Annotated in this window: 15 protein-coding genes and 1 pseudogene; 2 read left to right on the top strand and 14 right to left on the bottom strand. The window is 55.7% G+C overall.

All coding sequences use genetic code 11. The features are described from left to right. Positions 1-225: 225 nt before the first annotated feature. The 9 genes from QE408_RS13550 to rpoZ form a co-directional block, all read right to left on the bottom strand. A complete protein-coding gene (locus tag QE408_RS13550) occupies positions 226-978 on the bottom strand; it encodes a Crp/Fnr family transcriptional regulator (protein WP_306931917.1) in 753 nt (250 codons plus the stop codon). A 201-nt stretch (positions 979-1,179) separates the two neighbouring features. Next, the gene (gene era / locus QE408_RS13545) at positions 1,180-2,139 is read right to left on the bottom strand and encodes a GTPase Era (protein ID WP_306931915.1); all 960 of its coding nucleotides are present in this window, start codon (positions 2,137-2,139) and stop codon (positions 1,180-1,182) included. Between the two features lie 10 nt (positions 2,140-2,149). Then, on the bottom strand, positions 2,150-2,869 hold the full coding sequence (gene rnc, locus QE408_RS13540) for a ribonuclease III (protein ID WP_306931913.1): 720 nt from the start codon (positions 2,867-2,869) through the stop codon (positions 2,150-2,152). Continuing rightward, positions 2,866-3,612, bottom strand: a complete 747-nt coding sequence (gene lepB, locus QE408_RS13535) for a signal peptidase I (RefSeq protein WP_306931911.1) — start codon at positions 3,610-3,612, stop codon at positions 2,866-2,868. The genes rnc and lepB overlap by 4 nt, the downstream gene beginning before the upstream one ends. Positions 3,613-3,747: 135 nt before the next feature. Next, positions 3,748-4,152 carry a holo-ACP synthase gene (gene acpS, locus QE408_RS13530; protein ID WP_306931909.1) on the bottom strand — a complete coding sequence of 135 codons (405 nt, stop codon included), beginning with the start codon at positions 4,150-4,152 and terminating at the stop codon, positions 3,748-3,750. After that, a complete protein-coding gene (locus QE408_RS13525; protein WP_306931908.1) occupies positions 4,149-4,727 on the bottom strand; it encodes a DUF2062 domain-containing protein in 579 nt (192 codons plus the stop codon). Before QE408_RS13525 ends, acpS begins: the two co-directional genes overlap by 4 nt. Positions 4,728-4,945: 218 nt before the next feature. After that, complete coding sequence (locus tag QE408_RS13520; protein WP_296019594.1) at positions 4,946-5,092, bottom strand: DUF3563 domain-containing protein; 147 nt, start codon at positions 5,090-5,092, stop codon at positions 4,946-4,948. A gap of 191 nt (positions 5,093-5,283) precedes the next feature. Further along, entirely contained in the window at positions 5,284-7,518 is a 2,235-nt protein-coding gene (locus QE408_RS13515) for a RelA/SpoT family protein (protein WP_306931905.1), read from the bottom strand. Positions 7,519-7,666: 148 nt separating this feature from the next. Further along, entirely contained in the window at positions 7,667-8,059 is a 393-nt protein-coding gene (gene rpoZ, locus QE408_RS13510; protein ID WP_306931904.1) for a DNA-directed RNA polymerase subunit omega, read from the bottom strand. A gap of 281 nt (positions 8,060-8,340) precedes the next feature. Between rpoZ and QE408_RS13505 the strand changes: the two genes are divergently transcribed. Then, on the top strand, positions 8,341-8,916 hold the full coding sequence (locus tag QE408_RS13505) for a LabA-like NYN domain-containing protein (RefSeq protein WP_306931902.1): 576 nt from the start codon (positions 8,341-8,343) through the stop codon (positions 8,914-8,916). Between the two features lie 184 nt (positions 8,917-9,100). Beyond that, the gene (locus tag QE408_RS13500) at positions 9,101-10,591 is read left to right on the top strand and encodes a globin-coupled sensor protein (protein ID WP_306931900.1); all 1,491 of its coding nucleotides are present in this window, start codon (positions 9,101-9,103) and stop codon (positions 10,589-10,591) included. A 121-nt stretch (positions 10,592-10,712) separates the two neighbouring features. Here the strand turns inward: QE408_RS13500 and QE408_RS13495 are convergent, their stop codons facing one another. The 5 genes and pseudogenes from QE408_RS13495 to dapA form a co-directional block, all read right to left on the bottom strand. Further along, positions 10,713-11,408 (bottom strand): FkbM family methyltransferase, encoded by a 696-nt coding sequence (locus tag QE408_RS13495; protein WP_306934800.1) that lies wholly within the window; start codon positions 11,406-11,408, stop codon positions 10,713-10,715. Between the two features lie 71 nt (positions 11,409-11,479). Then, positions 11,480-13,415, bottom strand: a pseudogene (locus QE408_RS13490) (putative bifunctional diguanylate cyclase/phosphodiesterase). A gap of 9 nt (positions 13,416-13,424) precedes the next feature. Beyond that, the gene (locus QE408_RS13485; protein ID WP_306931898.1) at positions 13,425-13,931 is read right to left on the bottom strand and encodes an oxidoreductase; all 507 of its coding nucleotides are present in this window, start codon (positions 13,929-13,931) and stop codon (positions 13,425-13,427) included. 366 nt (positions 13,932-14,297) lie between these two features. Next, positions 14,298-14,777, bottom strand: coding sequence for an SsrA-binding protein SmpB (gene smpB, locus QE408_RS13480; protein ID WP_306931897.1), 480 nt, complete (start codon positions 14,775-14,777; stop codon positions 14,298-14,300). Between the two features lie 137 nt (positions 14,778-14,914). Beyond that, positions 14,915-15,799, bottom strand: a complete 885-nt coding sequence (gene dapA, locus QE408_RS13475; protein ID WP_306931894.1) for a 4-hydroxy-tetrahydrodipicolinate synthase — start codon at positions 15,797-15,799, stop codon at positions 14,915-14,917. Between the last annotated feature and the right edge of the window lie 245 nt (positions 15,800-16,044).

The raw sequence follows: 16,044 nt of genomic DNA, 5'->3' as shown, positions 1-16,044 counted from the left end.
GCAGATCACTTCCGCTACGTCATTTAAAAAAGACATATCAGGATACCGGGGGAAGCCCTAGAAATCATGATTCAAAATTCAGATGAGGCAGGCTGGTCGCACTGTGAAAGGTCCCCTCGGCTGCACCGCTTCCCCTAAAGCTTAGCGCGATCTTTCACAGTCGCTTATACGCTTTAGGCCCGTGTTTTATCGCAAACCGCTGCACATTTTTGCTTGGACGATGCTCTAAATAAATGGCCGCTTGCTGCGCGAATCGAGATCCCATCCCGCAAGGTTCGCCAGCCCTTCCTCATCCAGCACGAGACAGCCCTTGTCGATCCAGCGAATGAAGTTTCGTTCCGCGAGCTTCTTCAGCGTCTTGTTCGTGTGCACGATGGAAAGTCCAAGCGTATCTGCCACATGTTGCTGTGTGACGGGAATGGGCATGCCTTTTTGCAGCAGCCCGACACGCGTCGCCCTTTGGTGCAGGAATGCCAGAAGATAGGCCGCACGTTCGATGGCCGTTCGTCGGCCGACACTCAACAGATGGCTATCCAGCATGCGCTCTTCGCTTGCCGCGATCCACGTCAGGTCGAAGGCAAGCGAGGGATGATCGGTGAAGAGGCTATGGAGCCGCCCCCGCTCGAAGACGCAAAGCGTGACAGGCGACAAGGCCTCGACAGAGTGCTGCATCTCTCCCATCACAGTGCCTTGGAGGCCGACGAGGTCTCCCGGCATCAGATAGTTCAAGATTTGCCGGCGTCCGTCCTCCAGTGTCTTGTAACGAAAACCCCAACCTTCCAGAACCGTGAAAAGATGGGCGCTGTGCGACCCCTCCATCAGGATCAATGCGCCGCTTTCGACGCTCAGTTCACCCGTCTTGAAGTGCGAAACGAAATCAAGCTCTGGAGGGGTGAAATCACGGAAATGCGGCATGTCGCGAAGCGGGCACTCTTCACATGGCGTGGTGGAAACGCCGCTCGGCTTTTTGGGAGACATGACAATCCGTTGGAGGCAAGAAATGGGGTCGAGGTATCAGATGTATCAGTCGTATCATGAGACCTCTTTCCGCATTCTTGCGACGAGTCTCATGACGGCATGAAATGGTGGCGGGCATTCGCGATTTGATCCATCGCCGACCCACCCTGTTTTATGCATGTCTCATTCGAAAAGCGGTTATCCGCTTCGCGGTCGTTACGCTCAATTGCGCGGGAATTCCAGGCCCATTTCGCGGAAGCGCTCCGGATCGTCGCCCCAGTTCTCTCTCACCTTGACGAAGAGGAAAAGGTGAACCGGCTGTTCGAGGATTTCCGAAAGCTCTTTGCGCGATGCGGATGAGATGGCCTTGATCGCCTCCCCTCCCTTGCCAAGCGCAATCTTCTTCTGGCTGTCGCGCTCGACATAGATCACCTGTTCGATACGGACCGAGCCGTCCTTGCGCTCTTCCCATTTCTCCGTCTCCACATGGGAGGCGTAGGGCAGTTCCTGATGCAGACGCAGGAAAAGCTTTTCACGGGTGATTTCCGCGGCGAGCTGGCGCATCGGCAGATCGGAAATCTGATCTTCCGGATAATACCAAGGCCCCTGCGGCAATTCGCTTGCCAGATAGTTCATCAGGTCGTCACAGCCGGAGCCGTTGGTGGCGGAAATCATGAAGGTGCGATCGAAGGCAACGATGTCGTTTGCGGCAGCCGCAAGCTTCAGCAGGTCTTCGCGCTTCACCTGGTCGATCTTGTTAAGACAGAGGATCTTCTTCTGGCGAACGTCTTTCAGGCCTTCCAGAATGGTTTCTGCGTCACCTTTTAGGCCGCGCTCACTATCGATCAGCAGCAAAATGACGTCCGCATCCTTGGCGCCACCCCAGGCGGAGGTGACCATGGCCCGGTCCAACCTGCGGCGTGGCTTGAAGATGCCGGGCGTATCCATGAAGACGATCTGGGCATTGTCATGAATGGCGATGCCGCGCATCACGGCACGCGTCGTCTGTACCTTGTGGCTGACGATCGACACCTTGGCGCCAACCAACCGGTTGACGAGCGTCGACTTGCCGGCGTTGGTCGGCCCGATCAGCGCTACGAAGCCCGAACGCGTCGGGGCAACTGCCTTGACATTATCATCATTGCCCTCACCGGGCGCTGCGGTGAAATCATTCTCGGTCATGAGTGTCCAATCAGTTTGCGGCAGATGGTTTCTGCCAGACGCCTTCGCGTTCCAATAGTTTTGTCGCAGCGACCTGTTCTGCCGCACGCTTCGAGCGATCGACGCCCGTCTCCGGTGCAACGCCTGGAATTTCCACCGTCACCGTAAAACGCGGATCGTGATCCGGTCCGGAGCGATCGTCAACCCGGTAGTTGGGGGTTGCTGCGAACTTTGCATGCGCCCATTCCTGCAACTCAGTCTTCGCATCGCGACGACCGGCATCGGCGCCGTTGGCGCGGCCTTGCCAGTACTTCAGGATGAAGCTGCGCGCAGCCTCCAATCCGCCGTCCAGATAAATGGTGGCGATCAGGCTTTCCACTACATCGGCACGCACGTTCAGCATGGCCTTACCCGTCAATTTCTTGACGTCGGAGCCCGTACGGATGAAGAGATGCAGTCCCATTTCATCGGCAATCGCCGCACAGGAATCAGCACTAACAAGCTGGTTCAAGCGAACCGAAAGCTCGCCTTCGGTCGCGTTGCGGAAGGTGGAGAACAGCAATTCGGCGACACAGAGCCCGAGAACACGGTCTCCGAGAAACTCCAGACGCTCGTAGTTGCCGGCCTTCGCGGAGCGGGCACTTGCATGTGTCACGGCCCGGTCAAGCCGGGCCTTTTCCTTGAATTCATATCCGATCAACGCTTCCAGACGGGCGATCTCGTCCATCTGGAGCGGCTTGGCCTTACTCATTGAACAACCTTGAAGATGCGATCCCAGCGCATGTTTGCGGGCCATTCCCAGATATGGCTGAACGGTGTGTCGTTGCCGAGTGAGAAGAAGATGACGCTTGCGCGGCCAATCAGGTTTTCAGCGGGCACGTAACCGACGTCGAAACGGCTGTCGAGCGAGTTGTCACGGTTGTCGCCCATCATGAAGTAGTGACCTTCAGGAACGATGAACTCGCGCGTGTTATCGCCACGGCTGTCCGGCGACTGATCAAGCGTATCATAGCTCACGCCATTGGGCAGCGTTTCGCGGAAGACTGGGACATTAGTGCCTGGATCCGCACGGTAATCCGAGGTGAAGAAACCATCTGGCTCCTTCGGAACCGGGTTGCCGTTGATGTAGAGCACACCATTCGTCACCTGGATGCGGTCCCCAGGCAGACCAACGAGGCGCTTGATGTAATCCACCTCAGGATTAGGCGGCAGGCGGAACACGACAACATCACCCCGCTTCGGCTCGCTGAACTCGAGAATGCGGCCCGAGAAGAGGTTCGGCGAGAACGGCAGAGAATATTTGGAATAGCCGTAGGAGAACTTGTTGACGAACAAATAATCCCCTACCAAGAGCGTCGGCATCATCGAGCCCGATGGGATGGTGAAGGGCTGAAACAACACGGTGCGAATAACCATCGCCAGCAGAAGAGCCTGAACGATGACCTTGACGTTTTCCCAGAGGGCGTTCTGCTTCTTTTCTGCTTTTTCGGACACTTAGAGACCTGTCTGCTCGTTCTTCGTCATTGTCATAGACCGCTGCACGATCTTTTGAGATGCTTTAGTGCCTTTCCGGACCAAAGGGAAGCTTTTCTATTGAGATGCAGCCCCAGCGACGTTGCCGCTGTGACATCATCCGGAAACAGGAAGCGCCTCGATAATGACGAAGGCTTGCGCATAGGGAAAGTCATCCGTGATCGTCAGGTGGATCACCGCCTCATGACCGGCAGGCAACATGGCCTTCAGGCGCTCTTCCGCCCCATTGGTGAGACGCATCGTCGGCTTGCCACTTGGCAGGTTGATGACGCCCATGTCCTTCCAGAACACACCTTGCGCCAGACCCGTACCCAACGCCTTCGAGCAGGCTTCCTTGGCCGCGAAGCGTTTCGCATAGGATGCGGCGCGGTTCTTGCGGCGGTCGGATTTCTCTCGCTCGATATCGGTGAAACAGCGATGGGTGAACCTGTCACCGAAACGTTCGATGGAGGACTCGACCCGGCGGATATCTATGAGATCGCTTCCGAGACCAATAATCATTCGACCAAATCCATCGTGGCATTACGATTTGCGGCACGCGCAGAAATTTTTTGATGCTTGCGCTGGCGAAAACCACTGATGATCGCATAGACTACCGCATAGGTGACGACGGCCGAGATCGCGGCCGGAATCAGTGACCCAATCGTCATCGGCTCTAGAACCGGCTTCCATAACTGCAGGAAGTTCATGTGGGCGAATATTTCCACAAAATCCACGCGCCCCGCCACCTCGCCGCCATTACGACCAAGGATGAAATGACCGAGCTCCCAAGTGGACGCCCATATCAGCGGAAATGTCAGTGGGTTCGCAAATGTCGTTCCGAGTGCCGCAGCAACGAGATTTGCGCGCAGAACAAAGCCGATCATCATGGCGATAAGAATATGGACGCCGAGAAACGGTGTCCAGGAAACGGCCACGCCCGTTGCCGCACCGGCGGCCACAGCGTAGGGCGATGCCGAAAGCCGAACCAGCTTCAACTTCATATAGCGAAGCGAACGACGCAGCCCCATACGAGGCCAGAGCGAGGCGATGAGTCTTTCGGAGAGTTTTGCAGGACGGCGGCGGCGAAATGGCATGAGCGGACTTTATGTCATCGCCCGCATTCCGCCAAGTGGCGAAAACAGCTCCGCACCCGAGCGTGCACGATAGCGGGCATCCGCCGTTCACGCTTTCATTCTTTGGTTCATCAAATTCCCGATCCGCAGATCGTTCAGCACTTTTACGGGACATGCTCTTGGCGGAGCCCAACGGCTCCGCGCCAAGCGTGGCGGCATGGCCGCCATGCGCTTTTGTCTTATCTACGGAACATGCCGCGATCAACTTCGCGCTGCCGAAGTTCGAGATCGACATTCGATACCGAGCCGCTGAGGTAATCGAATTCGCGTTCCTGAACCGACTTGCCACGAACAGCGCGGGCAATCTTACGAAGCGGTGCAAACATTTGCATATCCTTTCCAGATTTGAGGCTCTGTCTTCAACGGCAGGAATGCCGGAGGAAACCTCTGTTGCTCTTGATTTCTGGAGTGAAGATAGCTGCGATACCGCCTGATGACTACGGATAAGACAAGGCCGCTGCCATGCAAGAATCGCATAGCAGCGGCCTTAAAGTCACTTTATTGAGCACTTGATGCATCAATCGAAGGCACGTTTGACCGTTGAAACGCAATCAAGGTCTTTCAACTGCGACAGAAGCTGGTTGAGTTGGCGTAGATCCCAGACTTCCACGTCGAGCGACAGCTCCGAAAAGTCCGTGCCGATACGCACCATGTTGAGCGCCCGAATATTCACATCCAGCGTCGCGATGGATTGTGCAACGGAGGCCAGCGTCCCAGGCTCATTCAGCGCGTTGATCAACAGTCGCGCCATAAAGCGGGACTTGTTTGCCTCATCGAGATCCCAGCGCACGTCGATCCAGCGTTCCGGCTCATCGTCAAACCGTTGGAGTGCAGGCGACTGGATCGGGTAGATGGTGATCCCCTTCCCCTTCTCCATGATGCCGACGATACGATCGCCGGGCACGGCCCCGGTAGCGCCGAAATGGACTTCGACATTATCGGAAAGACCGCGGATCGGCATGGGATCCGGGCCATCCAGCACTTCGGTGGCGCCATCATCTTCCAGTGCTGAGCGCGACTTTCCGGGAATCTTGAAGATCATGCCGGAAGCGCTTCGCATATTGAACCAGCCATCGTCGCCGGTCATCTTCACGGTGACGCGCTCATCCTGGTAATCCGGGAAGACTGCGCGCAGGACATCCAGAGAGGACACCTCACCGCGACCGACGGCCGCAATCGCATCCTCCACGTCTTTATGCGCCAAGCGATGCAGGACCGGCTTTAGCGCTTCGCGCGAGAAGGTCTTGCCAGCGCGCTCGAAGGTGCGCTCCAAGATGCGATAGCCCAGACCTGCATATTGCTTGCGGATGGCCATGCGTGTCGCACGACGGATCGCCGAACGCGCTTTACCGGTGACAACGACCTCTTCCCAAGCGGCAGGCGGCACCTGCACGCCGGAGCGAATGATTTCCACCTCATCACCGTTGTTAAGGCGCGTGACGAGCGGCATGATGCGGCCATTGATCTTCGCGCCGACTGTGGTGTCGCCGATATTGGTGTGGACGGCGTAAGCAAAGTCGATGGGGGTCGCGCCGCGCGGGAGCGCGATGAGCTTGCCCTTTGGCGTAAAGCAGAAGACCTGGTCCTGGAACAGTTCGAGCTTGGTGTGCTCGAGGAACTCTTCCGGGTTATCGCCTTCGGCAAGCGATTCGATCGTGTGACGCAGCCAGGAATAGGCGTTGGTTTCGGTCGAAAGCTGTTCCGTGTCGCCCGTTTCGCCATCCTTGTAGAGCGAATGTGCGGCGATACCGAATTCGGCAATCTCGTGCATGCGTCGCGTGCGGATTTGCAGTTCAATACGCTGGCGTGACGGACCGACGATGGTGGTATGGATCGAACGATAATCGTTCTGCTTGGGCGTCGAGATATAGTCCTTGAAGCGGCCAGGCACCACGCGCCAGCGCGTGTGGACAATGCCCAGCGCACGGTAACAGGACGGGATATCCTGCACGAGTATGCGAAAGCCGTAGACATCGGACAATTGCTCGAAGGACAGCGACTTGGACTGCATCTTGCGAAAAACAGAATAGGGCTTCTTCTGTCGCCCCTTGACCATGGCGCCTTCGACGCCATTCGCCAGCAGCAGTTCGCGCAGTTCGTCCTCGATCTTCTTGATCAGGCCCTCATTGCGCTCTTCCAGCTCCTGCAGTCGCTTGGTCACGGTCTCGAAAGCATCGGGATTGAGATAGCGGAACGAGAGGTTCTCAAGCTCGTCGCGCATGTCCTGCATACCCATGCGACCTGCGAGCGGCGCATAGATTTCCATCGTTTCTTCGGAGATGCGGCTGCGCTTGTCGGCCGGCATATGCTCCATGGTGCGCATATTGTGCAGGCGGTCGGCAAGTTTGACCAAGAGCACGCGCACGTCGTCTGAAATGGCCAGCAGCAGCTTGCGCAAGTTCTCGGCCTGTTTGGCCTTTTTACTGACGAGATCGAGCTTCTTGAGCTTCGTCAGGCCTTCGACCAGCCGTCCGATATCTTCTCCGAACATCTCGTCGATTTCAGCGCGCGTCGCGCTCGTATCCTCAATCGTGTCATGCAGGAGAGCAACCGCAATGGTCGACTCATCCAGATGCATTTCAGTGAGAATCGCCGCCACTTCCAGCGGATGGGAGATATAGGGGTCACCATTGGCCCGCTTCTGCTGGCCATGCTTCTGCATCGCGTAAACATAGGCCTTGTTCAGCAAGGCCTCATTCACATCAGGCTTGTATTTCTGAACCCGCTCCACGAGTTCGTATTGTCGCATCATGAATGGGATGCCCCGAAAAAAGAAAGCGCGCCAATTGACGGGGACGGCCCCGCCGGATTGGCGCACGATGATACATAATCCAGGATAAGATTATGACGACAATCATTTACAGAGCGTAACCGGACGAAAACCGGCACAGCGCCCGGTTTTAGTAGTCGTCGTTCTTTTCCGGCGGCACAAGACCTTCGATGCCAGCCAGAAGCTCTTCTTCCGACATCTGGTCGAAGGTGATGGTTTCAGGCGCGTCGTCGTCTTCGCTCTCACTGGTCGCATTGGCTGCAAGCGTCACCGGATCGGGCTCAGGCTCGTCCACTTCCACATGCTTCTGCAGCGAATGAATCAGATCTTCCTTCAGGTCATCGGGCGAAAGCGTCTCATCGGCAATCTCGCGAAGGGCAACGACAGGGTTCTTGTCGTTGTCGCGGTCAACCGTGATCTGAGAGCCCTGCGAAATCTGGCGTGCGCGGTGGCTTGCCAGGAGAACGAGCTCGAAACGGTTGTCTACTTTGTCAATGCAATCTTCTACTGTGACACGGGCCATTGCCTGTCCTTTGCGGGTCGTGATGTCGCTGATTAATGGTCCCGATATAGACATTGTCCGCGAATTTCAAGTTTTTCCTCATTTCACGTGCTTTGTCTCCTACAGGACGCAACCACACGCACCGTTCAGAAGTTAGTGCAAATTGTAGCGGTGGGTCTGGACTGCGAGGCAAACGAGCTTATATGAAAGCTTAATAATGTATCACAGACCAAGATGTTAGCTGGTATTCGATACTCTTATTATATTCGCGGCTGGGAGCCGCTTTGGAGGAACACTTTTTTATGTTCGACCCACGTGAGAAAATTGCGCTCTTTATTGACGGGGCAAACCTCTACGCTGCATCGAAAAGCCTAGGTTTCGATATTGATTACCGAAAGCTACTGAAGGCTTTTCAGAAGCGCGGATATCTCTTACGCGCCTATTATTACACTGCCCTCATCGAAGACCAGGAATATTCCTCCATTCGTCCGCTGATCGATTGGCTGGACTATAACGGCTACAAGGTCGTGACAAAGCCTGCCAAGGAATTTACCGACGCTATGGGTCGCCGCAAGATCAAGGGCAACATGGATATCGAGCTTGCCGTCGATGCCATGGAACAGTCCGAGACCGTGGACCATCTGGTTCTCTTTTCCGGTGATGGCGACTTCACGACGCTGGTGGACGCGCTGCAACGCAAGGGTCGCAAGGTGTCCGTGATCTCTACGATGTCAACGCAGCCGCCGATGATCGCCGACGATCTTCGCCGCCAGGCCGACCATTTCATCGATCTTCTGTCCCTCAAGGCGGAAATTGGTCGTGATCCTAGCGAACGCGCTTCCCGCCCACCGGTCGAGACCGCCGAGACGGTGGAGTGAAGACTTAAGCAGTTCTTTTTCTTGCGACAGGCGCCAAGGCTCGATCCTTAGCGCCTGTTCACCACCTATCAAAGGTTGATTTACTGTTTTAGCAAATATTTAAGCATAGTTGTGTTTTCCTGCCCCGATTGATTTTTTTGCGTGCAGTTGGGGAACGTGCACGAATAGTAGGGGCTGTTTTACTATGACGGGGCTGCACAACAATTCTCAATTGACCGAGCGACTTGATTTCCTCGGTCTGGATTCGGAGCAGAGGCAGGATCTTGCCGCTCTGAAAACAACGATCACCGACACGCTCAGCAGCTCGCTCGACGCTTTCTACAAGAAGGCAAGAGCCGTTCCAGAGACCGCGAAGTTCTTCTCCAGCGAAGCGCACATCCAGCATGCCAAAAGCATGCAGGTCAGCCACTGGACACGTATCGCATCTGGCGTCTTCGACGCGGATTACACCAAGGCGGTGAGTGCTATCGGACGCACCCATGCGCGATTGGGGCTTGAGCCGCGCTGGTACATCGGCGGCTACGCCCTTGTGCTGGAAGGTATCATCAAGGCCATTGTCGAATCGGAACTGAAAGGCTTTCTGGTCGAGAAGAAGGGTAAGAAGGTTGCCAAGGGCATCAGTGCAACGGTCAAGGCCGCGATGCTGGACATGGATTACTCGATTTCCGTTTATCTCGATGTGCTTGCCGACGAGCGTGCGAAGGTTGAGGCAGAACAGAAACGCATGAAGGAAGAGCAGGACCACGTTCTGGCGCTGCTGAACAGTGCGCTGGACCGGATGGCGCAGGGTGATCTCACTTCGCGTATCGACGGCCCCCTGCCCACAGAATTTAACGGCCTCAAGGACAACTTCAATGCGGCCATCAGCCGTTTGTCCAGAGCCTTTTCCGAGATCGTTGAAGAGTCCCACAAGATCGCCAACAATACGCGGGAATTGACATCTGCGACCGACGATATGGCGCGGCGCACCGAGCAGCAGGCTGCCTCGCTCGAAGAAACAGCCGCGGCGATTGATCAGATCACCACGATCTCGAAGCAGTCCGCCTCAAGGACGGAAGAGGCCCAAGCGATCGTCAAAAGCTCGGCCGAAGAAGCGGCGCGCTCCCGTCACATCGTCAGCGAAGCCGTTGAGGCCATGAGCGCGATCGAGAGCTCATCACAGAAGATCACGCAGATCATCAGCGTCATCGACGAGATCTCCTTCCAGACAAACCTTCTGGCGCTGAATGCCGGCGTCGAAGCAGCACGTGCCGGTGAAGCCGGCAAAGGCTTTGCCGTCGTCGCACAGGAAGTTCGCGAATTGGCCCAGCGCTCGGCTTCCGCCGCCAAGGAAATCCGCACGCTGATCGACAAGTCGTCGCAGGACGTCGCCCACGGTGTCTCGCTCGTCAACCGTACCGATGAAGCGCTGAACTCCATCGGCGGCAAGGTCGACGATATTCATGAGCATATCGGCGCGATCACCCAAGCCGTGCGCGAACAGGCCGTCGGAATCCAGGAAATCAATATGGCCATCAACAGCATGGATCAGCTGACGCAGCAGAATGCGGCGATGGTGGAAGAGACCAATGCCTCTACCCACGGCTTGAGCGATATCAGCAGCAACCTTGCGTCGCTGATTTCACGCTTCCACGTCGAAAAATCGATGACCTATCAGCAGCGCCGCGCAGCCTAAAAGCACGTCGCGCAAAAAGTGTGCGGCGGTTTTGCGATAACAACAGTTAAAACGTGGGAGCGAATCTGAAAGGTCGCGCCACGCTTTAGATCGAAAATGAGAAGGCCGAGTGGTCTTCTCATCAGTCCACGTCAGGATCATATTCCCGCGGTCCATCATCCTTGGCAAAGAGGACGCAAGGGCCTCGAGATCCCCGAGGATCATAGGCAAAACCTTTTTCCGCCAGCGCCTGAGTGATGTCGCGAACCCCCGAGAGACCATAGAGATGATCGTGGAGTTCGACGAAAATCCGCTCCACGCCCTTTAGCGTCGCATCGCGCAACAGATCACGCTCCGCCCCTTCAATGTCCATTACCAGTACGTTGATGTCATGACGCTGGATGAAGGCGTCGATGTTCTCCGACCCAATCTCAATACTGCTTTCATAGGGACCCTGCTGCTCATCCATGGATGACATCCACAAATCGCGCCGAACATAAAAGACATGCGTATCAGGATCTCCGGCAGTCAAAAGCCCCTGGGAGAAACGCACATTGCTGGCGTCGTTTGCCGCCAGAATTCGCTCGGCAAGACGCGCAGTAGAGGGGTTGGCCTCGAAAGCGAAGACTGAAACGTCCGGAATGCGTGCAATCACCGACGTGATGACCCCGATGCCTGAGCCAAGCTCCAGGACTCGGTCGCCGGGTCTGACAGCGCGCGCCACGCTCCGGGCTTCCTTCGCTTCGTAGCTGCCATCCTTCAACGCCTGCCATATCACCGGTGAGACCTCGTCTGATGACAGTCGCAAGAGGACACCGTGTATCTCAAACGCTTCCATCATGCGTCCTTTCAAATTCTTATTAGGGGAGCGAAGCCCGTTGGGTTGAGATGGCAGGCGATCAAGAACCTTCACGCATAGATGCCATAAGCGGTAAGTTCGCTTGCGGGAACAGGTTTGCCTATGAGGTAGCCTTGGATCTGGTCGCAGCCAAGCTGACGCATATAAGCGAACTGTTCTTCCGTCTCCACACCTTCAGCGATCATCGTCATGCGCAGCTTGCGACCGAGCCCCACCACAAACTCGACAATGGCTAACGCATCCTGGCTGCTGGTAATATCCGCCAGGAACGACTGGTCGATCTTGAGCTTATCGAATGGAACGCGGCGCAGATTGCCGAGCGATGAGTAACCCGTGCCGAAATCGTCCATCGCCATGTTGATGCCGACCGCCTTTAGGTTCCCGAGAATAGCAAGCGTCTGGTCGCTGTTGCCGAGAAGCACGGATTCGGTGATCTCCATTTCGAGACGCGCGGGATCGAGACTGCTCTTTTCCAGGGCGTCAACTACGTTTTGAATGAGATTGCTACTGTGAAGCTGAACAGGCGAGAGGTTGATGGCGATCTTGATATCCGGCTTCCAAAGCGCGGCCTCCTTGCAGGCCGTCTCCATCACCCATTTTCCAAGCGCGTTTATAAAGCCGGTTCTTTCTGCGACAGGAATGAACTCCGCCGGAGGAACGCGCCCACGGACAGGATGAGTCCAGCGCAAGAGCGCTTCAAAACCACAAATACCGCGGGTCTCCGTTGATACTTGCGGCTGATAGTAGACCTCCATCTCATTGTTCTGGAGAGCAGCCTGCAGATCCGCTTCAAAAGATCGCTTCTCTGCCAATTGGCTCTGCATATAGGGTCTGTAAACACTGAGACTTCCCGCCCCTGCCCGCTTGGCCTCGTAGAGCGCAAGATCCGCGTGTTTCAGCAATTCATCGGCATGCGACTTCCTGTGGGAGATGGCAATGCCGACACAGGTGCCGATCTTAATCTCCATATCACCGATATGATATGGGCTGGCGATCCTTTCGACCAAGGAGCGGGCAAGATCGAGTGCTTTTTCCTCATCGAGATTGTCCGCGACCAGCGCGAACTCATCGCCTCCCAGCCGACAGATCAGCTCGTGATTCTTCCTTATCGGCAGAATGCGCGCAGCCACGGCCTGAAGAAGGCTATCGCCAACATCGTGACCCAGCGTGTCGTTGATCTCCTTGAAACCGTCGAGATCCAAAAGCAGAAGTGCAACCTTATCGATGCCGGTAGGAGGATCGAGCCTGCGTACGAGCTCACGCCGAAAAAAGCGCGCGGTTGGGAAGGTTTGTCAAAGCGTCATGATAGGCATCATACTCGAGCCTTAGATTATTAGACTGCAACTCTAACGTTGCAGTCCGCAATTCTTCAGCCAAAAGTGTAAGCTTTGTCTGGGCGCGGTCGAGCAGCTGGTTGTGCCGCAAGAGGAGAAAGATCAGTGCCATGCCGCACAGGATCAACCCTCCCGCGAGCCCAGTGTAGATAATGTGAAGCTTTCGGACTTCCGCATGGGCGGCGTCGATCATCTCGACGTCATTGGCAACGGATGCAGCAGCAACAGATGTCAATTGTGGAACGAGACCGCTTATCGTCGGAAGCAACGCCCTAGCCTCAGCGGGGCTTAAGCCTTCGAGCCTATTGTCGATATCCTCAAGGACCTGATTGACGTCTCCAATGACCCGGCGCATGTCCGGCTTGGCGTCGATGAAGGCCGCCAGGCTCCCTTCCTTGAGAGAGCTCATTCTGCCAAGCACGATATCGAGGCGAAGGCGCAGCTCGTCCTTATCGATCCCCTCTATTCCGAGAGCATATTCCGCAAGCAGGCTTTCGAAACGGATATATTCGCTCACAGTCTGGCTGACAGCCCATGAGTCATTATAGCGAGCGAATTTTTGAAGCGCGTTCTGCCGCTCAGCTATCACATAAGCGATATAGCCGGTGGCGAGTATGAAGCAGCAAACAACGACTGCCAGCGCCTTTCGCAAATGTCACCTTTATTCAACTATGAGTTTGGCAACTTGCCAAGCGGAGCGCGTGTAGTAGGTCTGCGATTGAAGTTCTGGCATGCTATCATAAGGATATATGATGAAGAGCGGCCCTTTATCCCTCACCTGCATATATTCGCCGTCACGCTTCATAGCAAGAATGACATTGTATTGGGTAAAATCCTTCACAGGAATTGTGCTGACGTAATCGTTCAGCGCCACGGCCCTGACGGTTTCTCCCTTAGCACCGACGAACTCCATCAGCTTGGCCATGGAAACGCCTTCGAAATGAACACGCGTCTCGTACCACGGCGTCTGGGTTTCAATCGTCACGAGCCCCATCTTTTCCAGCATGGCGCGATCGAATTGCGCCGTACCATTGACGTTGGTCTTGGAAATGTTGCCTGAAATGGTGAGGATCGGCTTCCCTGTCGGCGCGGGAAAGCTCTGTGAAAATGACGTTCCTGAAGAAAAACAGAGCAGTAGAAGACAGAGTGTGAAGCGAACGATAGTCATGGGAGCAAGCCCTTCGAGCCAAGATGATACGGAGGCGAGACCGCTCCACAGCCTCCGATTTAAGGTTGTACTAAATTAGAATATATCGAACTAACTTCGCACGGTTTAGATCCATGGAGACAAGGCGAAGATTTAATCGACTCATGATACGCGTCTTCACGTTACTTAAAAACCGGGAAAAGAATCATCTTATGCGAGAAGCCCAGAAGCACTCTCTCCTAAGCGTTTCCTTTTCCAATGGTAAGAATGGATCTGATCATCTGCCCTTGACCCGTCGGCGATGGATAACAGCATATCAATCAATTCGTACTGGGGAAGCGCTGCCGTCATTCGATTGGCGCGGCTTTCACATCAGCCGCACTTTTCTCAACCGCCTGTCTTGAGCAGCCTGGACTTCTGCCGGTTCCAGTCGCGCTCCCTTTCCGTCTCACGCTTATCGTGGAGCTTCTTGCCTTTTGCCAAGGCCAGTTCAAGCTTCGCGCGGCCCTTTTCGTTGAAGTAGATCTTCAACGGCACCAAGGTCATGCCATCACGGTTGATCCCCGCGCGCAAACGATTGATCTCTCGCTTGTTGAGTAGCAATTTACGGCGACGGCGGGGCTCGTGATTGAACCGGTTTGCCTGAAGATACTCTGGGAGATGGGAGTTGATCAGCCAGATTTCATCGCCTTCATCAGACGCGTAGGATTCGGCGATATTGGCCTTTCCTTCACGCAGCGACTTCACCTCAGTGCCTGTCAGTACAAGCCCCGCCTCGTAGGTGTCGAGTATCTCGTAATTGAAGCGCGCCTTGCGGTTTTCCGCGACGACCTTGTTCACGATGCGCTGGCTGCCTTTGGGGGCCATGTCCTGTTCCATTTCTCTGCCCGCACGCCGAATGACGTGCGACTTTCGGCGCTTATGTAATCAAAGCAGCGCTGAAAGTGAAGATGCGCGACTTGCGCGCATCTGTCTTATCCTATCATGCACGCACTTTGCAGCGCTTAGCTCATCAGGCCTGCATGCTTGAGAGCAGCGTCGATTGCCGCCTCTGTCGATGGTTCCAGCGTGTCCATCAGTGGCGAGCGAACTTTGCGGCTTCCATTGCGCGTCCGGGAGATCGCATACTTGGTGCCGCAGACGCCGGGCTCCATGAAGATGGCCTTGTGGAGCGGCATCAGACGATCCTGATAATCGAGCGCCAGCGCATAGTCTCCGGCAGCCATCGCCGCCTGGAACTCGGCACAGAGCCGCGGCGCGACGTTGGCAGTGACCGAGATACAGCCTACGCCGCCATGAGCATTGAAGCCGAGTGCCGTGCCGTCTTCTCCCGACAGTTGCACAAAGTCCTTGCCGCAATGAATGCGCTGCTCGGAAACACGATCGAGCTTGCCGGTGGCGTCCTTAACGCCAACGATATTTTTATGCGCCTTGACGAGTGCACCCATCGTCTCCGGCATCATATCAATCACCGATCGCGGCGGGATGTTATAGATGATGATGGGAAGATCGACCGCTTCCGCTATAGCGGAAAAGTGAGCGAAAAGCCCCTTCTGCGTCGGCTTGTTGTAGTAGGGCGTGACGACGAGAAGCGCATCCGCGCCGACTTCCTGGGCGTGAAGCGCAAGTTCGATCGCCTCACTGGTGTTGTTGGAACCGGCGCCGGCAATCACCGGGACCCGTTTGCCCGCAGCCTCAACGCACAGCTCGATCACCCGCTTATGCTCGTCATGCGACAGGGTCGGTGACTCCCCCGTGGTGCCGACGGGCACGAGGCCGCTGCTGCCTTCGGCGATCTGCCATTCCACATGGGCGGCGAAAGCCGTTTCGTCCACAGCACCTTCAGCTGTAAACGGCGTAATCAGGGCGGGAATAGATCCCTTGAACATGCAAAACTCCTTGCGGTGAGCCAGTTCATGCTTCAGCCGCATTCCGTGGTTAAAACGGTTGTCACATTAGTTGGGAGCCAGTCGGCCCACAAGCTTTTAACCGCGGCTTTCGGCCAGGAAACGTAAATTGTTTCGCGGCCAAGTCCCGTCTCCAGCCTCATCACAAAAGTGACTGGTTTGAAGCGTGTTGTCGGCGCAATGTTACCGAAATTTGATCGAATGGGAGGCATTCGCTTAGGGTTTCG

This window comes from Agrobacterium larrymoorei, from assembly GCF_030819275.1.
GTDB lineage: Bacteria > Pseudomonadota > Alphaproteobacteria > Rhizobiales > Rhizobiaceae > Agrobacterium > Agrobacterium larrymoorei_B.
This window is presented reverse-complemented; position numbering and strand designations above follow the sequence as displayed.